This window comes from Pandoraea oxalativorans (assembly GCF_000972785.3).
Classification (GTDB): domain Bacteria; phylum Pseudomonadota; class Gammaproteobacteria; order Burkholderiales; family Burkholderiaceae; genus Pandoraea; species Pandoraea oxalativorans.
In genome coordinates, this window is sequence record NZ_CP011253.3 from 2,180,284 (window position 1) to 2,200,055 (window position 19,772).

General features: G+C 63.9%; 17 protein-coding genes and 1 pseudogene. 4 read left to right on the top strand and 14 right to left on the bottom strand.

The features are described 5' to 3' along the window. Positions 1–189: 189 nt before the first annotated feature. Together MB84_RS09865 and MB84_RS09870 are read right to left on the bottom strand one after the other, a co-directional pair. Positions 190–1,737: pseudogene (locus tag MB84_RS09865) on the bottom strand (flavin-containing monooxygenase); the annotation flags it as partial. Between the two features lie 25 nt (positions 1,738–1,762). Continuing rightward, positions 1,763–2,665, bottom strand: coding sequence for an SDR family NAD(P)-dependent oxidoreductase (locus tag MB84_RS09870; protein ID WP_046293623.1), 903 nt, complete (start codon positions 2,663–2,665; stop codon positions 1,763–1,765). Between the two features lie 148 nt (positions 2,666–2,813). Here MB84_RS09870 and MB84_RS09875 point away from each other — a divergent pair, with 148 nt between their 5' ends. Further along, positions 2,814–3,482: a TetR/AcrR family transcriptional regulator gene (locus tag MB84_RS09875; protein ID WP_084009699.1), complete on the top strand. Its 669-nt coding sequence runs from the start codon at positions 2,814–2,816 to the stop codon at positions 3,480–3,482. Between the two features lie 215 nt (positions 3,483–3,697). Then, positions 3,698–4,900 (top strand): formate-dependent phosphoribosylglycinamide formyltransferase, encoded by a 1,203-nt coding sequence (gene purT / locus MB84_RS09880; protein WP_046291646.1) that lies wholly within the window; start codon positions 3,698–3,700, stop codon positions 4,898–4,900. Positions 4,901–5,034: 134 nt separating this feature from the next. Here purT and MB84_RS09885 read toward each other — a convergent pair whose 3' ends face one another. Beyond that, positions 5,035–5,238: a cold-shock protein gene (locus MB84_RS09885; RefSeq protein WP_046291647.1), complete on the bottom strand. Its 204-nt coding sequence runs from the start codon at positions 5,236–5,238 to the stop codon at positions 5,035–5,037. A gap of 912 nt (positions 5,239–6,150) precedes the next feature. Between MB84_RS09885 and MB84_RS09890 the strand changes: the two genes are divergently transcribed. Next, positions 6,151–7,233 (top strand): GGDEF domain-containing protein, encoded by a 1,083-nt coding sequence (locus tag MB84_RS09890; protein ID WP_046291649.1) that lies wholly within the window; start codon positions 6,151–6,153, stop codon positions 7,231–7,233. A 56-nt stretch (positions 7,234–7,289) separates the two neighbouring features. Here MB84_RS09890 and MB84_RS09895 read toward each other — a convergent pair whose 3' ends face one another. The 8 genes from MB84_RS09895 to MB84_RS09930 all read right to left on the bottom strand — a co-directional run bounded on the left by MB84_RS09895 (position 7,290) and on the right by MB84_RS09930 (position 13,653). Next, positions 7,290–8,237, bottom strand: a complete 948-nt coding sequence (locus MB84_RS09895) for an AEC family transporter (RefSeq protein ID WP_046291650.1) — start codon at positions 8,235–8,237, stop codon at positions 7,290–7,292. A 19-nt stretch (positions 8,238–8,256) separates the two neighbouring features. Next, entirely contained in the window at positions 8,257–8,964 is a 708-nt protein-coding gene (locus MB84_RS09900) for a GntR family transcriptional regulator (RefSeq protein ID WP_157122681.1), read from the bottom strand. 266 nt (positions 8,965–9,230) lie between these two features. Further along, on the bottom strand, positions 9,231–9,524 hold the full coding sequence (locus MB84_RS09905; RefSeq protein WP_046291651.1) for a hypothetical protein: 294 nt from the start codon (positions 9,522–9,524) through the stop codon (positions 9,231–9,233). Positions 9,525–9,986: 462 nt separating this feature from the next. Then, on the bottom strand, positions 9,987–10,175 hold the full coding sequence (locus MB84_RS09910; protein ID WP_046291652.1) for a hypothetical protein: 189 nt from the start codon (positions 10,173–10,175) through the stop codon (positions 9,987–9,989). 93 nt (positions 10,176–10,268) lie between these two features. Then, positions 10,269–10,475 carry a hypothetical protein gene (locus MB84_RS09915; RefSeq protein ID WP_046291653.1) on the bottom strand — a complete coding sequence of 69 codons (207 nt, stop codon included), beginning with the start codon at positions 10,473–10,475 and terminating at the stop codon, positions 10,269–10,271. A gap of 400 nt (positions 10,476–10,875) precedes the next feature. Beyond that, complete coding sequence (locus MB84_RS09920) at positions 10,876–11,076, bottom strand: hypothetical protein (RefSeq protein ID WP_046291654.1); 201 nt, start codon at positions 11,074–11,076, stop codon at positions 10,876–10,878. 2 nt (positions 11,077–11,078) lie between these two features. Then, entirely contained in the window at positions 11,079–12,650 is a 1,572-nt protein-coding gene (locus MB84_RS09925) for a glycoside hydrolase family 18 protein (RefSeq protein WP_084009700.1), read from the bottom strand. A gap of 94 nt (positions 12,651–12,744) precedes the next feature. Beyond that, entirely contained in the window at positions 12,745–13,653 is a 909-nt protein-coding gene (locus MB84_RS09930) for a winged helix-turn-helix domain-containing protein (RefSeq protein WP_052653124.1), read from the bottom strand. A 200-nt stretch (positions 13,654–13,853) separates the two neighbouring features. Between MB84_RS09930 and fghA the strand changes: the two genes are divergently transcribed. Then, complete coding sequence (fghA, locus tag MB84_RS09935; RefSeq protein ID WP_046291655.1) at positions 13,854–14,708, top strand: S-formylglutathione hydrolase; 855 nt, start codon at positions 13,854–13,856, stop codon at positions 14,706–14,708. Positions 14,709–14,739: 31 nt separating this feature from the next. Here the strand turns inward: fghA and pdxY are convergent, their stop codons facing one another. From pdxY to MB84_RS09950, 3 genes are all read right to left on the bottom strand, one after another. After that, the gene (gene pdxY / locus MB84_RS09940; protein ID WP_046291656.1) at positions 14,740–15,597 is read right to left on the bottom strand and encodes a pyridoxal kinase PdxY; all 858 of its coding nucleotides are present in this window, start codon (positions 15,595–15,597) and stop codon (positions 14,740–14,742) included. A gap of 71 nt (positions 15,598–15,668) precedes the next feature. Next, a complete protein-coding gene (gene fusA, locus MB84_RS09945; protein ID WP_046291657.1) occupies positions 15,669–17,762 on the bottom strand; it encodes an elongation factor G in 2,094 nt (697 codons plus the stop codon). A 261-nt stretch (positions 17,763–18,023) separates the two neighbouring features. Then, positions 18,024–19,670: a methyl-accepting chemotaxis protein gene (locus MB84_RS09950; RefSeq protein ID WP_046291658.1), complete on the bottom strand. Its 1,647-nt coding sequence runs from the start codon at positions 19,668–19,670 to the stop codon at positions 18,024–18,026. Between the last annotated feature and the right edge of the window lie 102 nt (positions 19,671–19,772).

Below are 19,772 nucleotides of genomic sequence, written 5' to 3' on the forward strand. Positions count from 1 at the left end.
CATGCGCCTCAAAACGCATCCTAACAAGGGGTTGCGAGGTCCGACGATGCGACGACACGTCGCAGCGTTGCGTGGACCGCGGTCGGGCGGCGCTTAGCGATCCGGATAGGCCGGTGTTGCCACAGCGTTGACGTCACCCGGCGAAGCAGGCGACGCGCAAGCCTGCTTCGCCATGCTGCCTGTCGCTCGGGCAGCCTCCGTCGTCTGTGCGGTCTGTGCCGTCTGTGTCGCGCGACGCTCGAAACGCATCGCCCCGTCGTCGACACTGCCCCAGCGCATCAGTCGCAAGTCGCGCAGATAGTTCTGATAGAACACCCACGGCTCGCGTCCGCCTTGCCGGGGCAGCGCACCGGCGGCGCGTTGAATGTACCCGGACGTCAGGCCGATAGCGGGCAGTTCGCCATGTTCGCCGTCGCGCAGATGGGGCACGCACGTGTCGGCGTCATGCGCATTCATGTGGTTGATGAGACGGCAGACGTACTGTGCGATCAGCTCTGCCTTGAGCGTCCACGAGGCATTCGTATAGCCGAAGATCGACGCGAGATTCGGCACGCCGCTGTACATCATCCCCTTGTAGGCGACGGTGTCGGAGAGCGTCACGGGCTGTCCGTCGACCCGCAGGCGCGCACCGCCCATCAGTTGCACACGCAGGCCGGTTGCCGTCACCACGATGTCGGCGTCGAGCGTCTTGCCGCTCTTGAGCGCGAGACCGGAAGGGGTGAACGCCGCGATTTCGTCGGTGACGATGTCGGCACGCCCGCTGCGCAGCGCCTTGAAGATGTCGCCATTCGGTGCGAGGCACAGCCGCTGATCCCACGGGTTGTAGCGCGGGGTGAGATCGCGCTCGACGTCCGCATGCCCCTGCGCTTGCTGAGCCGCGCGCTTGATCAATATGCGGCGGATGGCGTTCGGCCAGCGTCGCGCTGCATTGTAGAAGCCGAGTGTGATCAGCACGTTCTTCGTGCGCACGAGCCGGTGCGCGACACCTGCAGGCAGCCATTTGCGCAGACGCTCGGCAATGCCATCGCGCTGCGGCATCGACAGGATGTAGCTCGGCGAGCGCTGCAACATCGTGACGTGCGACGCACACGTCGCCATGCTCGGGAGTAGGGTGACGGCCGTCGCGCCGCTGCCGATGACGACGATGCGCTTGTCGCGATAGTCGAGATCGGCGGGCCAATGCTGCGGGTGGACCACGGTGCCGCCGAACGTCTCCATACCGGGCCAGGTAGGGGCGTGACCGGCGTCGTATGCGTAGTAGCCGCTGCACATGAAGAGGAAGCGGCACGTGAGCGTTTCGGTGTCGCAACGACCGTCCTCGTGCGTGCGCTCGACGTCGAGCGTCCATCGGGCGATGCCGGAATCCCAGCGCGCTTCGCTCACCTTATGTCCATAGCGGATCGCGTCGTCGAGACCTTCTGCGTGGGCCGTCTCCTTGAGATAGTCGAGAATCTTGCCGCCCTCGGCGATAGTCTGATCGCTCGCCCACGGACGAAAACTGAAGCCGAGCGTGTACATGTCGGAGTCGGAGCGCACGCCGGGGTAGCGGAACAGATCCCACGTGCCGCCCAGCGACTGACGCGCTTCGAGCATCGCGAATCGGGTGCCGGGGCAACGCTCGCGCAGATAATGCGCGGCGGCGATGCCCGAGAGTCCCGCGCCCACAATGATGACGTCCGGATCCTTCCGGATGCGGGACGCGCTGGCTATATCGGAAACGGTCGTGTTTGCCGTCATGACGAAATCCTCCGGCCGTCAATCTTCAGTGTGTGGATGATTCGGTCGCAGCGGTTCGCGCGCTTGCAGCGTCCGCGGACCGTTTGCCCGACATGGCCGAGCGCCGGTAGAACCAGACGACCATCGCCTGGTAACTTGCGCCGAGCAGGCGCGCAAGCTTGTCGACGCGGCGTGCGTCGGCGCCTACGAGTACGCGTCGCGCATTGCGCTGGACCCCGGCGAGTATCTGACGCGCCGCCGCGTCGGCACTCGTCACGTCGATCAGCTTGTTGGCGCGGCGGCGATGCGTTTGCGCGTCGATGCCGGTGAACGCGGCAATGCTGTCGTCGATGCGCGACGCCGTCACGATATTGGTGGCCACGCCCCCCGGATGCACGCACGTGCATGACACGGGGGCGCCCGCCAGTTCCAGCTCCATACGCAGCGCTTCGGTGAAGCCGCGCACGGCGAACTTGCTGGCGTTGTAGGCCGATTGCGTCGGCATGGCGATGATGCCGAAGAGACTCGATGTGTTGACGATGTGACCGTCGCCGGACGCGGTGAGGTAGGGGAGAAACGCCTGTGTGCCATGCACCACGCCCCAGAAGTTGATGTTCATCAGCCACTCGACGTCCTCAAAACGCGCGGTCGCGACCGGCACGGACAACGACACGCCTGCGTTATTGAAGACGAGGTTGACCTTGCCGTGTGCGGCGGCGGTGTCGCGTGCCCACGCAAAGACGGCGTCGCGATCGGCGACGTCGAGCCGTTGCGACGTCACGCGCGCGCCGAGCGCACGACAGGCGATGGCGGTGTGCGTGAGGCTGGCCTCGTCGATGTCGGATAACGCGAGATGCGCACCCCGGCGCGCCAGTTCCAAGGCGAGCGAGCGTCCCATGCCCGATCCTGCTCCCGTGATGGCCGCCACCTTGTCCGTGAACGTCTTCATCGTGCCGTCTCCGTGTCCCCCCAGCGGGGATGCTTGGCGCGTCGCCATTTATGGTTTTGAGTCGTCTTGCGGCGGCGCTCGCGTTGCCTATAATGAGGTCACGCAAATTTGGTGTTACGTGTCACCACTTTAGTTTTCCGTCCCGGTGATGTCAAATAGCGAAATGGAACAAGGACTCGAATCGAAGGATGCCGCACCGATGGCCCGGGAAGGCGGGCGGCGCTATGGGGGCGTAGCGCAGGCGCAGCGGGAACAGGCGCGCCGCACCGCGCTGATCGATGCTGCCACCGAGGTGTTCGGCACGGTCGGCTTTCGCCGCGCCACCGTGCGCTCCGTGTGCGGTCTGGCCAAGCTCAACGACCGGTACTTTTACGCGGCGTTCGACAACATGGAGGATCTGCTACGGGCGACGTACGCGCATCATGCGCAGACGCTGCTCGAACGGTTGCAGGCGGCCATCGCCGACAGTGCGCCAACGCTCGACGCGCGGCTCGACGCTGGCCTGAACGCCTTCTTCGCGTTCCTGCGTGAGCCACATGCGGCCCGCGTGCTGCTGCTTGAGGTGATGGGGGTGAGTCCGGAGACAGATCTGACGTATCAGCGCTACATCTTCGAATTCGCGAAGCTGATCCTCGCCATGGCCGAGACGCCGCCGCCGACCGGTGACGATGCACAGGCACAGGTCCGGATCGTCGGGCTGGCGCTGGTGGGTGCAATGACCAACGCAGGAACGGCGTGGGTCCTCATGGGCTATCAGGACACGCAGGCGTGCATGGTGGCGAGCTGTCGTCGCGTGCTGCGAGGCGCGCTGATGTGATTTGCCCGACCCGGCTGACTGACCGGCCGACTGAGCGCGCGACGCTCTGCTGCGACCTGCGCGCAGGGTCGCCACCGATGCTGCGAGGCGCCGCAGCGACGGCATGGCTCGCTACAATACGGCTTTCACGTATGACGGCCATGACGGCTATGGAGCGGCTGAGCGCTCGCCGTCCCCGTCGTCCTTCCTAATTTCTCACTCTCCAAAGGTCGCAAATGACCACTATCGGAACCCCGCTGTCGCCGAGCGCGACGAAGGTCATGTTGTTGGGCGCTGGCGAACTCGGCCGTGAAGTGCTGATCGCCTTGCAGCGTCTCGGTGTCGAGACGATTGCCGTCGATCGCTACGAGAACGCCCCCGGTCAGCAGGTGGCGCATCATTCGCGCACCATCGCGATGACCGATCCCGAACAGCTCAAAGCCCTGATCGAAGCCGAGAAGCCCGATCTCGTCGTTCCGGAAATCGAAGCCATCGCCACGCCAATGCTCGAAGCGCTGGAAGCCGACGGCGTGGTGCGCGTCATTCCGACGGCGCGCGCGGCGCGTCTGACGATGGATCGCGAGGGCATTCGTCGTCTGGCCGCCGAAACGCTGGGCCTGCCTACGAGCCCATATCGGTTCTGCGATTCGCTGGAAGAACTGCAGGCCGCCATCGATGGTGGCATCGGCTATCCGTGCATCGTCAAGCCGGTGATGAGCAGTTCCGGCAAGGGGCAGAGCAAGATCGACAGCGCGGCCGACGTGAAAGCCGCCTGGGACTACGCCATGGCAGGCGGACGCGTGAGCCATGGCCGCATCATCGTCGAAGGCTTCATCGACTTCGATTACGAGATCACGCTGCTGACCGTGCGTGCACGGGGCGCCGATGAGCAGGTCGAGACGCACTTCTGCGCACCGATCGGCCATAAGCAGGTGAGTGGCGATTACGTAGAGAGCTGGCAGCCGCATCCGATGTCGTCCGTCGCACTTGAGCGTGCGCGTCTCATTGCACGTGACGTGACAAACAACCTGGGCGGGCAGGGCATCTTCGGTGTCGAGTTGTTCGTGAAGGGCGACGACGTGTGGTTCAGCGAAGTCAGTCCGCGTCCACACGACACAGGCATGGTGACGATGATCACCCAGTGGCAGAACGAGTTCGAACTGCATGCGCGGGCGATCCTCGGTCTGCCGGTGAACACCACGCTGAAGACGCCGGGCGCGAGTGCCGTGATCTATGGCGGCGTGGACGCCAAGGGCATCGTGTTCGACGGCGTCGATCGGGCCTTGCAGGTGCCGCAGACGGACATTCGTCTGTTCGGCAAGCCGGAGAGCTTCGTGAAGCGTCGGATGGGGGTGGCGCTGGCGTACGACGAGAATCTGGACGTCGCGCGCAGCAATGCAGTGGAAGCAGCGAGTCGGGTGAAACCGCGCGCTGTCTGAGCATCCGTCCGGTTGCATCCCATAACGAAAAAACCCCGCTTTGGCGGGGTTTTCAGTTCGGGCAGTCGCTAGAGTTTAGCGTACTGCCCGAGGCGCGTCGATCGCGTTAGCGACCGCTCAGCGAATCGCAGACCTTAGATGGGCTGGATGTTGCTGGCTTGACGGCCCTTCGGTCCGTTCTTCACTTCGAAGCTGACCTTCTGGTTTTCTTGCAGCGACTTGAAGCCCTTCGCTTGGATTTCCGAGAAGTGAGCGAAGAGATCTTCACCGCCTTCGTCCGGCGTAATAAAACCAAAACCCTTGGCGTCGTTGAACCACTTGACGGTACCAGTTGCCATTTCTTAAATCCTTAAAGTTTTCAAATGAGCGAGCGAGATGCTCAGCGAGCGCATGACATTAAAAAGCTGATCAGGTACAACCGAGTTGACGCAGAGGGCGACATTAGATGACACAAGACTCGCCATACAACGTTCATGCACCCGTTTTTTTACGGGAAAGGTGGGAAGGTGTCAAGCAGGGAAACTGTGGGATTGTTGATCCACGCCAGTTTCGAGCCGATTTTCGCTGCGTTGCGACATGCGGTCGGTCATGCCGGACGGCCGGACGTCGTCCTGTTCTCTGTCCTTTCCTCTCGCTCCACGATCCACATCCAGTCGCCTCGCTTTGACGTCATCCAGATTCCGAATCATCGGGTTGCGCGTCGACGCGTTTTGCATAGTCGGCAGGTAACGGGTTCCCGTTTTCCGGGAAGTTGGGATGACCAAGTGAGAAGCGGTCGATGTCTGCCTCCATTTCAGTGAATGCCCTAAACATTCGGCGAATATCCCATTCGACAGAGCATATGTGGCGTGGGCACAACGGGGCGTGACATCGCCATGTGTCACCGGGTCGTCACCGTGTTATGCCTCAGCGCAACCGACCGATAAGTGGCGATCGGTCAGGCGTCGAACGCAAGGCGGTCGACCGACCGCCCGGAAATCCCATGTCGGTCGGCACAGGGTTTTGTGCGTCGCGACACGATTGTCATGGAGGGTAGGTATTTTCCCTAGTCAGACGGAATCCGCGCGCCAGTGCTCGTTTTCGAGACGTCAAAATAGATCCTCATTACCCTCAGTTTTGGTAAATGCCTGCCGTTAACGGCCTCATGGTCGCCTCAAGACGGCGTTGCAAGACGCGCATTTGCGAGGCCATCATCGTGGGGCAAACACGCTAGGCGGCCGCGCAGTGCCGCGTGTCTTTCGAGACCTTACGTGGCAACCAATCAGGCACCGACGCTCGACGCTTTGCAATCGCTGCTGGCAACCGTCCAGCGCAACGAGCGCTCGCTAAAACGTTTTCAGGACATCGAGCTGGCGCTCATGGGCGCGCCGGACTTCGGACAATTCCTGGAGGTGGTGCTCAATCGTCTGCGCCACGACTTCGACCTGTCGGGGGTGCGTCTGATGCTGGCCGAGGTCGACGATACCCTTCGCGATCTCATCGACACGGCCGAAGGCATCCGCGCGCTCGATGACGGTCTGTGCATCGCGCAGGACCCCGGGACGTTTGCCGCTGTGTGCGGCGACGGTCAGCTCTGGATCGGCGCACCGCGCGAGCGTCACGCGGCGCTGTTCGGGCCGCGCGCACCGGCGAGTGCCGTCGTCATGCCGTTGGCGCGCAACGGACGTTACATCGGTGTGATTGCACTGGGCAGTCGCGACGCACGCCGCTTTGCCCCCGACATGGCCACCGACTTCCTCGAACGGTTCGGCGCAGTCGTCGCCGTGTGTCTCGAGAACATGTGGAATCGCGAGCGCCTCAAGCGTATCGGTCTGACGGACCCGCTCACGGGTTTGTCGAACCGTCGCTACTTCGATCAGCGTCTGCGAGAGGAGGTCGTTCGGGGGGCGCGCTATGGCGCACCGCTCGCGTGCCTGCTCATCGACATCGACCATTTCAAGCGTGTCAACGACAGCCACGGTCATGCGACCGGCGATCGCGCGTTGCGTGCCGCAAGTGTCTGCATGCGTGCGCAATTGCGGGTGACGGATACCCTCGCGCGATACGGCGGGGAAGAATTCGCCGCACTCCTGGTACAGACCGAGCAGAACTGGGCGGGGACGGTGGCCGAGCGGGTGCGTCGTGCGGTGGCGCGGCTGGAAGTGCCCGACGACGACGGGATTCTCGTGCCGCTTACCATTTCGATTGGATTGGCCAGCGTCGATCCGCGCGACATCGCCGATCCGGAATCGCTGCCCATGCGCCTGCTGAGCGCTGCGGACGCCGCGCTCTACGCCGCGAAGCGCTCGGGACGCGACCGCGTGGTCGTCGCCCCGACGGCGAGCCTTCGTTAGCCGACCGTCCACCGCCCCCTACATCGATCCGGTCCGGGGCGTGTCAGACCGGGCGGTTATCGAACGCTGAACCAGCCGATCAGCAACGACACCGTCACCACCGACAACACCGTCGAGATCAGAATGGCGCGCGACGCCACGGCCGCCTCGCGGCCGTACAACTGCGCCAGCATGAACGGCCCGGTGCCGATGGGCAGCGCCGACAGCAGCAACGCGCTGTGCGCCCAGATCGTTGGCAGATCGAACACGCGAAACGCCAGAAACGCGGTAATGGCCGGTTGGAAAATCAGCTTGAGTCCGACGAGGCGTCCCACGGCGCGCGCCATCCGCGGCTCTTTTGCCGCGCCCGCGCTTTGTGCGAGGAACATGCCGATGGCCACCAGTGCGCACGGGCTGGCCGCGCCGCCGAGTAACGTCGTGAAGTGGAGGGCGGGGGCGGGCAGCGCGATGCCGAACGCCGCGAACGCCATACCGGCGAAGGGCGAGACGACCAGTGGATTGCGAATGAGCGCACGCGCAACGAAACCCGCCGTGCGACGCCAGTTCGGCGTGGCTTGCAGATCCGTTTCGATAATTCCGATGGAAATCGCGAAGAGCACCGTCGCCGTGAGCAGCATGGCCACGACGACGGCGGGCACGCTCGCCGGACCGAACGCTACGAGGCACAGCGGCAGCCCCATGAAGCCCGCGTTAGGGTACGCCGCGCCCATCCCCTCGATGCTTGCGTCGGTCAGGCGTCCGCGCACCGTCCGGTCGAGCAGGAAGGACAGCGCGAAGGTTGCGGCCATCCCGCCGCCGAACGCGCCCAGAAAGCCGGGATTGACGAGCTCGGCCCACGTGATCTGCGCCATCGACTGAAACAGAACGGCGGGCAGCGCAAGATAGACGACGAAGCGATTGAGCGCATCGAGCGCGGCATCGCCGAGCCAGGCCCTGCGGGCGCAAAGGTACCCCAGGAAGATCAGCCCGAACACGGGCAGGGCGGCAGAGATAACGGCTTGCATGGGTTGCTTCGTCAGTTCGTCAGTTCGATTGCGTGAGACGGATCAGCCATTCGCGACGCGCGTTGCCACCGTCGGCTTCCGTATGTTCGCGGGCGGCGGTTTCGGCACCGTTGGCGTCACCGGCCGCAATGCGCGCGACGATTTCCCCATGCTCATGCCAGACGACTTCCTGCATCGGCATCGCGCCCAGCGTGGCGGCCATCGCGCGCATGATGTGCGGCCACTGCGGGGCCACCGTCTGTGCAATCAGCGGGTTGCCCGACGCGTCGTGCAAGGCCGTGTGGAAGGCGACTTCGATACGGACCTGCCGCACCACCGGCGTGCCTTTGGTCATGGCCATGCCAGCGGCGACGGCGTCTTGCAGGCGGCGCAGCGCATCGTCCGGCAACGTGCCTTCGGCGCGGCGCATCGCGGCCAGTCGCGCCGCCAGGCTGTCGAGTGCGGTGCGCACCTGATAGAGCTGACGCAAATGGTCCGCGTCGATCGGGGCCACTTCGAGCCCCTGACGTCCACTGTCGCACACCAGTCCGTCGCGCTTGAGCAATTGCAATGCATGGCTCACGGGCTGACGCGATACGCCCAACGAGTCGGCCAGTTCGGCCTGGCGGATGCGCTCGCCGGGCGGCAGCGTGAGGTCGGCGATGGCGTCGCGCAGCCGCGAGTACACCTGATCGATGAGCACCGGCGTGCTGGCGAGCGGCGCAAGCGGGGCCATCGGCGAGGGCATGGCGTCGGTCGTCGGCCCGTCGGTGGTATCCGCGGGGGATGAGGCGGAAGATGAACCGGGCTGTGGCATGGCATTCCGGCGAAGGCCGGTATCCCTGATATCTGGAATTCCGAATTCTACGCGCGATGGCGGATGTCGACACGGTTTATTTCCGTGGACGTCCGTTTTGGGGGCGTGGAGGCGAGCGGGGGAAGGAGAGACGGAAAGTCGCGCGGCGGCGGCGCGGCGGGGAGAGGGAGACGGCGCTCTGCTGGCGCGCCCTGGACTCACTCGCTCGGGTCAAGCTCCGGCGGCGAGCTGGACGTGGCGCGCGCGGGCGTCTGAAGCAGCGTCTGCATGGTGATGCGCGTGCGCTGGAGACGCCGGGCCAGGGCCCAGGCTTCGGCTTCGGTCTCGAACAGGCCCACGATCAGATGCGGTTCGGCGGCGAAGCCATCTGAAAACAGGCCGATGTTCTTGGCGATCATCTCACTCGCCCGCTCGATCGAGACAGTGTATTGACGCGGCGAACGGTACTGGTTGACGACGACGGCAAAGGCGCGGGAGAACGCGTCGGACATTCGGAAACCCCCTCTGTCTGCGTGGCGCGACACCCCCGGCGTGACCAGTCGAAGGCACGCACACGGCGTTGCACTTCCGGTGATTGTAGGCGATGGGGCGGCGCCTGTCGGGGCAAAACGATGACGGTGGAAGCACCAATGCAGCAGGCGGTCGATTCCCTCGCACATCCCCACAAAAAAAGCCGCGAGCGGGTCGGCGGCGCAACAGAGAGGGTGACAGCGCAACCGGAGTTGCCGTAATTCAGATCAAATCGTGGCGATGACAATGCCGTGACCGACGCACGTGCAGGGTCGGTCGACAGCCCACGCGTTCCACACGCGTTACACCTCGCAAACCGCAGGCGGCTTGCGAAGGGTCATCGAGGAACGAGGTTGGGAAAATCCTGGAGGAAAAGCTATCCGCCGCGCGCAACGCGCGTCCTTCACCCTGCCTCGTTCGGTGCGGACTGACGCGTGCGCCGACTACACCAGCACGGGCAACGCCTCCACCACGAGGAACGCGACGAGCGCCCCAACCATCGCACCGACGGCACGCAGACCGTAGCGGGTCGAGCGCGTGGCCACAGGAATACCGCCAACGAGTAGCGCACCGGCCACTGCCATCGGCAGGAACAAGGTCAGGTCGTAGAGATTGAAGTGGATTGCGGGCATCTTTCTTCTCTCCTCTCCTATGTGCCTTTCCACTATAGAACGGTCTTCGAGGATGCCCAAGTTTGGCGCAATGCAGCATGTTGCTGCGCCTGTTCAGTCTTCCTGACGAACGGCGTGCATCTTGCGACGTGCGTTCCACATCGCCATGTCCTTACGGGTGCGGATGCGTTCGCCGACGTTGATGCCCGCAGGTTGCGAGCGCGGTGAAGAGGCGGCAACTTCGTTGGCTTCGCTGCGCGCCTGTACCATCATGACGAGCGTGAACAACGAGGCGGCAAGCGCCAGCAGGATCAGTTTCATAGGGCCCCCGGTCAATCTCTGGTGAATCTGGTCTGTCTTTTGTTTGTCGTACGTCGCGGCCATCGTCCTGACCGGCCCGCCTCAAAAGGGGGCCGTGCCGGCGATCATGCCGCAACGCTTCGGTCATGCACTGCTGAGGGACTTCGGTGCCGCAACTGCCTGATGGGGCGGGGGCCTCGGGACGTCTCGCATCGACGGCATCATAGTCTGTCAATGTGACAACTTTCCCGGACTTCCCAAACGCAGGGCGTGCAGCGGCGCAGCACGCTCTGAAACGTATAGCGACACGCGCCGCGAAAAGTTTAGCGATCATGACAATTTTTTGACGACACGGGCCGATGGCGCGACAGCGACGCCCCTTCGGCCCGTGCCAAACCCGTCACATGCGGGCAAAGCAGGCTTACGGCTGTCGGGAAATGCCGTCGTTCGGGCGAGCGCGCACCGCATTCTCCGGTAATGCCATGGCCGCGAGCGACGCCAGTGCCGCTCCTGCCTGCGCCAGCTCGTGCATGACGTCAGGCGAGGTGCCGAGCGAAACCGCGAGGCCTGTGAGGCCCGCCCACGTCGACGGTTCCAGCAGCCGGGACAAGAGGAAGCGCATGGTCAGTCCTCCGTCGAGGAATCGTCCAGCGACGTCTTCCCGATGAAGTAAAACGGCGTCATGTCGATATGCGATGCCGTCGCTTTCTGCCCAAGCCCCTCATGTGCCGCATTCGCCAGCACGCCGTTGTCCTGGTCGACGGTCCAGGTGAACAGGCCGCCAAGCCCGTTGCGCCTGACGTAGTCGCCCTTGGCTCGCACGGTACGTGGCGTGTCGAGCGACATGAACATGCCCGTCGAAGGCTGGTACAGGAAGTCGGCATCGGCCACCGTATCGGTGTACAGAACGAAGCCGTTGCGCGCCGTACCGTGTTCGAGATCGAGGTAATTGCGCAGCACGTCGTAATACTCCGTTGTCCCCGATTCGAAGGTGCCGGTGGTGATGTCGTCGCCCGGGGAGTAGGTGCCGGAAAGCGCAGCGACCTGTGCAATCTGCGCCTGAAGCGCGTTGCGCGAGTAGGCTGCGTAACCGATGTGCACCTTGGCGAGCGGAACGCCTGCCTGACGTAGCCAGTTCACCGCGCGATCGATCGAGTAGCCGTCGGGCGCGGCCGGGTCCGTGTCGTGAAGATTCGTGTGATGAGCGAGCGCGGGCGCCCACGGCGTGCCGAAGAAGTCGTACGTCATCAGATTCAGACGTGAGACGCCCGCCGCGATCAGGCCCGGCAGGTTGGCCTTTTGCATGTCGGCCACGCTGGCCGACGCCGCAATCGAGATTTCGACGTCACGGCGACCGGCGGCCACCAGCGCCCGCTTCAGATCGCTCACGAGCGCGACGTAGTTCGGTCCGTCCGAGTCGTCGTAGAGGTTGCCGTCGTCACCCGGCGAGCCGGGATACTCCCAGTCGATGTCGATCCCGGTGAACATTGGGAAGCGGCGCAGCAGATCGACGACGCTCGCGCAGAACGTCTTGCGTCGCGCGCTGCTGCCCGCCAGTCCATGAAACGCCTGGCTCATCGTCCAGCCGCCGATGGCGATGGCGAGTTTGAGTGCCGGGTTCTTCGCGTGCAGCAGACGCAAACCGCCGAGTACGCCCTGTGCCCGCGACTGCTGGAACATCGGCGTCACGTCGTTGCTCACCCAGCCGGGAAAGCCGCAGTTACGATAGGAGAGCACGTCCCCCCAACTGTCGACGAAGGTGGCCTGATCCGGCTTGCGTACGAAGTCGGTGGCTGCGCGGGCGATGGTCTGCGCCTTCTCGCCCTGATCGCCTACGATGCCCGCGAATCCGATGATCAGCCGGTCGTAGGCAAACGGATCGAGCAGCATCAGATCGACGCCGCGTCCGGCCGCGTCGTTGCTGAAGTCGCCGTCGAGGCGTCCATCGTATTGCGACCAGTCGGTGTAATAGCCGGAGACTTCGAATGCGTTTTTCGCATATCGGTTGTAGACGCGCCTGGCGACACGCGCCGACGTGTACGACAGTTGTGTCGTGCTCGTCGCCGGATCGAATCCGTTCTGCGCATAGGTGGTTTCCGTCGCGCCGTCGAGCGGGTCCGTGGGGTAGACGAGTGCGCTGAGGGCGTCGGTGGCGCATGCAGCGCAAGCGGGAGACGAATTGCACGGTGCAGTCATGAGGTGGCTCCTGAGAGTGAATGGACAGGTGCCGTTGCCGGGCGATGAAACATGAGGCTCGCGGCGACATCGGCGTGACCAGCGTCGCGTTCGCTCAGCGGCTTCGCCAGCGCAAATGCCGTGTCAGTGTGCGCAAGGCGCGTGGGAGCGTCGTCGGCAGCCAGTCCCGGAGCCGACCGGGCCTGCCTGTCGACGGGCGGGGTGGGGAGGGCGTGGGTGACGTATCCGGTGCCTCGGGCATGAGCGCGGTGTCAGCGTCGACGCAAGACTCGAAGCGATAGCCGATGCGCGGCACCGTCACAATGTGGCGATGCAATCCGAGCGGAATCAGCTTGCGGCGCAGGCGCGAGACCACCTGCATCAGATTGGTGTCGTCCTGATCGGGACGCGTCGGCCACAGCATCGCGATCAGCGTACGTTTGTCATGGGCGACATTGGCCGGGGAGCGCAACGCACACAGCAAGCGGTACTCGATCTGCGGGATCCGGACGGTCACGCCGTGTCGCCGCACCTCGCCGTGCCCGTCGCATGCGACACCGTGCGAGAGCGGCGGTGCGCACGATGCGGAGGCCGTGGCGTCGACGACCGTCACGCCGTCGTGGCTGCTGTTTAAGCACACCGACGACGTTTCGCGCGCTGCTTCGTCTGAAGGGTTCATATCGGAAGGGGTCATGGAAGCGTTCATGGAATCGATCGCGGAGGTGGACGACGGGACGTCGAAGCGATAGCCGACGCGCGCCACCGTCACGATGGCGCGTTGCAGGCCGAGCGGGGCGAGCGAGCGTCGCAAGCGGGAGACGAGTTGCACGAGCGCGGCGTCTTCCATCCACTGCGCGCGTTTGCCCCACAGCGCCGACATCAGCGCGTGCTTGTCGAGCGCGGTGCCCGCACGGGCGGCGAGCAGGACCAATAAACGCTTTTCCTGCTCAGACAGGCGCGCGGCGATGCCGTCGCGTTTTACGAGATTGGTGACCTCGTCCAGATCGAATGGTGACATCGGCATGGGCTGCTCCTGGTATCGAATAGCGGAGGCTCACCGTAGCGATGCGCGCTCACCTGTCGCAAGACAACAAGCGACGACAAGCGCGACATAGCCGTCGCCGTTCGGTACGTTGATCGGCGAGATGCGCTCGTCGAGTGCCTAGCCAATGTCACGCGTCACATCGCGAGGTAAGATAGCAGCCACATTTCCTGGATTTCGCCATGCTCGAACTCATTTCCGAACACCGCTGCTTTGGTGGCGTGCAGCGCTTCTATCGCCACACTTCGTCCGTGATCGGGCTGCCGATGCGTTTTTCCGTGTTTGTGCCGCCGCAGGCGCGTGACGGACGCGCCGTGCCCGCGCTGTTCTATCTCGCGGGCCTCACGTGTACGGAAGAAACGTTCATGATCAAGGGCGGGGCGCAGTGGCTCGCCGCAGAACACGGGGTGGCGATCATCACCCCGGACACCAGCCCGCGAGGCGCGGGCGTGCCCGGCGAGACGGACGCGTGGGATTTCGGCGTCGGCGCAGGTTTCTATCTCGACGCGACGCAAGACCCGTGGTCGAAGCACTACCGGATGTACAGCTACATCGTCGACGAACTGTACGGCCTCGTCACCCAGTCGCTACCCATCGACGCGGACCGTATCGGCATCTTCGGCCACTCGATGGGCGGTCATGGCGCGCTGACGCTGGCGCTTCGCAATCCCGGCAAATTCCGCTCGGTGTCCGCTTTCGCACCGATCGCCGCGCCGATGCATTGCCCGTGGGGCGAAAAAGCGTTCACCGGCTATCTGGGGACGGATCGCGAGACGTGGCGTCAGTACGATGCCAGCGAACTGATCGCCAAGGCGGGAACGGTGGTGTTTCCGGGCGGCATTCTGATCGATCAGGGGTTGAACGACCCGTTCCTCGAAGCGCAATTGCATCCGGACATCTTCGAGCGCGCCTGTCAGAAGGCGGGGCAGCCGTTGAATCTGCGCCGCCACAATGGCTACGATCACGGCTACTACTTCATCCAGACGTTCATGGCAGATCATCTGTCGCATCACGCCGAGCATCTGCGCGCGTACTGACCCGCCGTCTTCCTTTCGTTGTATTGCGACGTCACACCGCCCGCGCTTCGTAATAGCGCGGCGGCGTGACGATCCCGTCCTGCGCGCGCACGATCTCCAACTCGTAGCGTCCGGCGAGGTGTGTCACGGACAGTACTGCATCGACCGCAGCGAGCGTATGTTCGAACGCAGCCCGCACCGTATCGCCCTTGAGCAGGCGCGCCAGAAAAACGCCCGACGTCAGATCGCCGACCCCGACCGGGTGACGCGAGAAAGGGTAGAGCGGACGCGAACCGTGCCAGGCTTCGTCGCGCGTCACCACCAGCATGTCGAAGCGATCCGCAGGCTTACCGGTGTACTCCAGATGCTTGACGAGCACCATCCTCGGTCCGCGCGCGAGCAGGGCACGGCAAGCGGCGACGGCGTCGTCGAACGAATCGATGGGATGCTCCGAGAGCTTTTCGAGTTCGAGATGGTTGGGCGTCATGATGTCCGCCATCTCGGGCATGTGCTCGACCAGATACCGTTCGATGCCGGGCTTGACCTGACATCCTTTCTCCGGATGGCCCATCACCGGGTCGCAGAGATATATCGCCGCCGGATTGGCCTGCTTGACGCGCTGTACCGCCGCGCGCACGAAGCCCGCCTGCTCCGGGGCGCCGAGGTAGCCCGAGAGCACGGCGTCGCAGTTGCCCAGTTCGCCGATGTCCGCGATGCCCTCGACGAGTCGCAGAATCTCGTCGCTCGGCAACGCCTGCCCCGTCCATTTGCCGTATTGCGTGTGGTTCGAGAACTGCACGGTGTTGATCGGCCAGACGTTCACGCCGAGACGTCGCATCGGAAACTCGGCGGCGCTGTTGCCCGCGTGGCCGAATACGACGTGGGACTGGATGCTGAGGACGTTTTTCATGTTGACGGGGGCGGGGGCGGGGGGCGGCAAGGGCGTGGCGCGAAGCCATCGCCCTTGCCGTTAGTCGATGATTACTTCTTCGACGTCACGGCCTCGGCCACGTTCTTCGGGGCTTCGGTGTAGTGCTTGAACTCCATCGTGTACGTGGCGCGTCCTTGCGTGAGCGAGCGCAGTGAGGTGGAGTACCCGAACATCTCGGAGAGCGGCACTTCCGCGCGCACGATCTTGCCGCCGCCCACGATGTCGTCCATGCCTTGCATGATGCCGCGACGCCCGGAGAGGTCGCCCATCACGTTGCCCATGAACTCCTCGGGCGTCTCGACTTCCACCGCCATCATCGGTTCGAGCAGCACCGGCCCGGCGCGGCGCATGGCCTCCTTGAAGGCCATCGAACCGGCCATGCGGAACGCGTTTTCGTTCGAGTCGACGTCGTGGTACGAACCGAACGTCAGCGTGACCTTCACGTTCACGACCGGATAGCCGGCGACGACACCGTTGTTGAGCGTGTCGCGAATGCCCTTGTCGACCGCCGGGATGTACTCGCGCGGCACCACGCCGCCCTTGATGGCGTCGACGAATTCGTACAGCTTTTCCTTGTCCGGTTCGAGCGTGATGACCACGTCGCCATACTGGCCGCGTCCGCCCGACTGCTTGACGAATTTGCCCTGCACGTTCTCGACTTTCTTGCGGACGGTTTCGCGATACGCGACCTGCGGCTTACCGACGGTCGCTTCCACACCGAACTCACGGCGCATGCGGTCGACCAGAATTTCCAGGTGCAGCTCGCCCATGCCGGAGATGATCGTCTGGCCCGACTCTTCGTCGGACTTCACGCGAAACGACGGATCTTCCTGCGCCAGACGGTTGAGCGCGATGCCCATCTTTTCCTGGTCGGCCTTGGTCTTCGGCTCGACCGCCTGCGAGATCACCGGCTCCGGAAACTCCATCTTTTCCAGAATGATGATGTGGTTCGGATCGCACAGCGTATCGCCGGTCGTCGCTTCCTTCAGGCCCACGGCGGCGGCGATGTCGCCCGCGCGCACTTCCTTGAGTTCCTGGCGCGTGTTCGCGTGCATCTGCAAGATGCGGCCCAGACGTTCCTTCTTGCCCTTGAGCGGGTTAAGCACGGTGCCGCCCGACTCGATCACGCCGGAATATACGCGGAAGAAGATCAACTGACCGACAAACGGGTCGGTCATGATCTTGAAGGCGAGTGCCGAGAACGGCTCGTCGTCCGACGGATGGCGCTCGATCTCTTTGTCGTTCTCGTCGTGACCCGCGATGGCGGGCACGTCGACGGGCGAAGGCAGGTACTCGATGACGGCGTCGAGCATGGCCTGCACGCCCTTGTTCTTGAAGGCCGTGCCGCACAGCATGGGCACGATCTCACCGGCGACCGTGCGCTTGCGCAGCCCGGCCTTGATCTCGTCCTCGGTCAGCGTTTCGCCGCCCAGATACTTTTCGAGCAACGTCTCATCGGCTTCGGCGGCCGCCTCGATCATCTTCTCGTGCCATTCTTGTGCGAGGTCCTTGAGGTCGTCGGGTATATCGACGTACTCGAACTTCACGCCTTTCGATTCTTCGTCCCAGACGATGCCTTTCATCTTCACGAGATCGACCACGCCCTGGAAGTGATCTTCGGCGCCGATGGGGATCTGAAGCGGCACGGCATTGCCACGCAGACGTTCGTGAATCTGCTTGTGTACGCGGAAGAAGTCGGCGCCCACGCGGTCCATCTTGTTGACGAACGCGATGCGCGGCACCTTGTACTTGTTGGCTTGACGCCAGACGGTTTCCGACTGCGGCTGCACGCCGCCGACCGAGTCGTAAACCATACAGGCACCATCGAGCACACGCATCGAGCGCTCGACTTCAATGGTGAAGTCGACGTGTCCCGGCGTGTCGATGATGTTGATGCGGTGTTCGGGGAAGTTGCCGGCCATGCCGCGCCAGAAGCAGGTCGTCGCGGCGGACGTGATCGTGATGCCGCGCTCTTGTTCCTGCTCCATCCAGTCCATCGTGGCAGCGCCTTCGTGGACTTCGCCCAGCTTGTGATTGACGCCCGTGTAGAACAGGATCCGCTCGGTCGTCGTAGTCTTGCCAGCGTCGATGTGAGCGCTGATGCCGATATTTCGGTAGCGCTCGATGGGGGTCTTTCGGGCCACAGTGCACCTCTTTTCAGACGGTGAGGAAAAAGAACGGGAGCAGCCATCATACTCCAATGTCCCGATACCTCGCTGACGGTCACATCGTCCGCAAGTCCAGCGCAGACGGGGCTTTGCGGCAAGGACGCAGACACGCGTCGCACGATGCCCGAGTGCAAAAAAGCAAAGCCCCGGCGGGGCGGCCGGGGCTTTGGCGGTGAGGGCCAGGTCGACGTCTAGGCGACCACTAATGCGGCAGGCTGTGCCGCAAAGAACGCGACGTCAGGCAACCTGGCGCTCACGCGAAAAGGCCAGTACGGCACCACGCGGGCCATTGGACGCGATAGCAGCGGCGTCGTCGTAACCGGCGTCTGCCGTGTCGCCGCCCGGCAGACGGAAGACCGCCACGGCCTCGCGCAGATTGCGCGCCTGATCTTCGAGGGAGCCAGCGGCCGCCGTCGCTTCCTCGACCAGCGCGGCATTTTGCTGCGTGACCTGATCCATCTGCATCACGGCCGTGTTGACTTGCTCGATACCCCCCGACTGTTCGCTCGATGCGGCCGAGATTTCACCCATGATGTCCGTCACGCGCTGCACCGCCTGCACGATTTCCGTCATCGTGCGCCCTGCATCGCGCACTTGCGACGAACCGTCTTCGACCTTGCCCACCGACGTTTCGATGAGCGACTTGATCTCCTTGGCCGCCGCAGCACTGCGTTGGGCGAGGGTGCGCACTTCACCGGCGACGACGGCGAAACCGCGTCCCTGTTCACCGGCGCGCGCCGCTTCTACTGCCGCATTCAGGGCGAGGATGTTGGTCTGGAAGGCGATGCCGTCGATCACGCCGATGATGTCGTTGATCTTCGTCGAACTGGCCGCGATTTCCTGCATCGAGCTGACGGCACGTTCGACCACGCGCCCGCCCTCGCCAGCGATCTCCGAGGCGTTCGCCGCGAGTTGGCTCGCCTGGCGCGCATTGTCGGCGTTCTGTTTGACGGTGGCCGTCAACTGCTCCATGGACGACGCCGTTTCTTCGAGCGACGCGGCTTGCTCCTCAGTGCGCGACGAAAGATCGGTGTTGCCCGCCAGCAGTTCGCCTGAGGCCGATGCGATGGCGGCGGTGCCGCTGCGCACACGTCGCACGATCTGATCGAGGCTTTCGTTCATGTGTTTGAGGGCCGCCATCAGTTGGCCGGTTTCGTCGCGGCTGGTGACTTCGATGCGGCTCGTCAGGTCGCCTTGTGCGACGCGCTCGGCCACTTCGACGGCGCGCGCGATCGGACGCGTGATGCTGCGTGTCACCGAGTACGCTGCGCCGATGCCGACGACTGCGGCCACCGCGCCGAGCGCCACCAGCAGCCATTTGGCGAAGGCGATGTCGGCGGCGGTGGCGGCACCCGTGTCGTCCACGATCTTTTGTTGCAACGTGACGAGATTGGCGGCTTCGGTCTGCATGGCGTCGAGTGCGGGCAGCGCTTCGCGTTCCACGAGACCGATGGCGTCCGCGCGCTGGTCGGCGTTCAGCTCGGCGACGACCGTGTTGCGCGACTTTCGGAACGCCTCGTTGTGCTGACGCAGGCTCGCGACCAACTCCTTACCGCGTACCGACGTCACATATTTATCGAGCACTTCCTGCGCCGCAGCAATGCGCCCGAGATTGGCGTCGATGCGCTCGTCGAAGGCTTTACGTTGCGCAGGATCCTGCGCGGTGGCGACCTCGAGTATGCGACGGGCGTTGCCGCGCACCATGGCGTCGATACTGTGGGCGGCGTCGGCTTTCGCCCACGCGCGGGTGAGCAACTCTTCGTTGGAACGTTCGATGGCGATGAAGCGTATCAGCGCAATGACGAGCATGGTGAGCAGCAGCAACAGCAGGGTGCCGAAGCCGATGGCCAGCCGGGTTCGGATCTTCAGGTCGGCGATTCGCATAGGGAGAGACTCCTTGTAGTGATTTGATGCCAGGACAACACGGATGACGTGTAACTGTCGGCGTTTTCGAGGAGTGGTCGCCGGTCTGCTGCGTAAAAGCAT

Excerpts from the sequence above, each read along its gene's own strand:
- MB84_RS09870 (WP_046293623.1), bottom strand. The coding sequence starts at position 2,665 with ATGAAGACGTTCACGGACAAGGTGGCGGCCATCACGGGAGCAGGATCG.
- MB84_RS09925 (WP_084009700.1), bottom strand. The coding sequence starts at position 12,650 with ATGACTGCACCGTGCAATTCGTCTCCCGCTTGCGCTGCATGCGCCACC.
- MB84_RS09920 (WP_046291654.1), bottom strand. The coding sequence starts at position 11,076 with ATGCGCTTCCTCTTGTCCCGGCTGCTGGAACCGTCGACGTGGGCGGGC.
- MB84_RS09900 (WP_157122681.1), bottom strand. The coding sequence starts at position 8,964 with ATGCCCTCGCCGATGGCCCCGCTTGCGCCGCTCGCCAGCACGCCGGTG.
- MB84_RS09875 (WP_084009699.1), top strand. The coding sequence starts at position 2,814 with ATGTCAAATAGCGAAATGGAACAAGGACTCGAATCGAAGGATGCCGCA.
- MB84_RS09905 (WP_046291651.1), bottom strand. The coding sequence starts at position 9,524 with ATGTCCGACGCGTTCTCCCGCGCCTTTGCCGTCGTCGTCAACCAGTAC.
- MB84_RS09885 (WP_046291647.1), bottom strand. The coding sequence starts at position 5,238 with ATGGCAACTGGTACCGTCAAGTGGTTCAACGACGCCAAGGGTTTTGGT.
- fghA (WP_046291655.1), top strand. The coding sequence starts at position 13,854 with ATGCTCGAACTCATTTCCGAACACCGCTGCTTTGGTGGCGTGCAGCGC.
- MB84_RS09950 (WP_046291658.1), bottom strand. The coding sequence starts at position 19,670 with ATGCGAATCGCCGACCTGAAGATCCGAACCCGGCTGGCCATCGGCTTC.
- pdxY (WP_046291656.1), bottom strand. The coding sequence starts at position 15,597 with ATGAAAAACGTCCTCAGCATCCAGTCCCACGTCGTATTCGGCCACGCG.
- MB84_RS09910 (WP_046291652.1), bottom strand. The coding sequence starts at position 10,175 with ATGCCCGCAATCCACTTCAATCTCTACGACCTGACCTTGTTCCTGCCG.
- MB84_RS09930 (WP_052653124.1), bottom strand. The coding sequence starts at position 13,653 with ATGCCGATGTCACCATTCGATCTGGACGAGGTCACCAATCTCGTAAAA.
- MB84_RS09895 (WP_046291650.1), bottom strand. The coding sequence starts at position 8,237 with ATGCAAGCCGTTATCTCTGCCGCCCTGCCCGTGTTCGGGCTGATCTTC.
- MB84_RS09915 (WP_046291653.1), bottom strand. The coding sequence starts at position 10,475 with ATGAAACTGATCCTGCTGGCGCTTGCCGCCTCGTTGTTCACGCTCGTC.
- purT (WP_046291646.1), top strand. The coding sequence starts at position 3,698 with ATGACCACTATCGGAACCCCGCTGTCGCCGAGCGCGACGAAGGTCATG.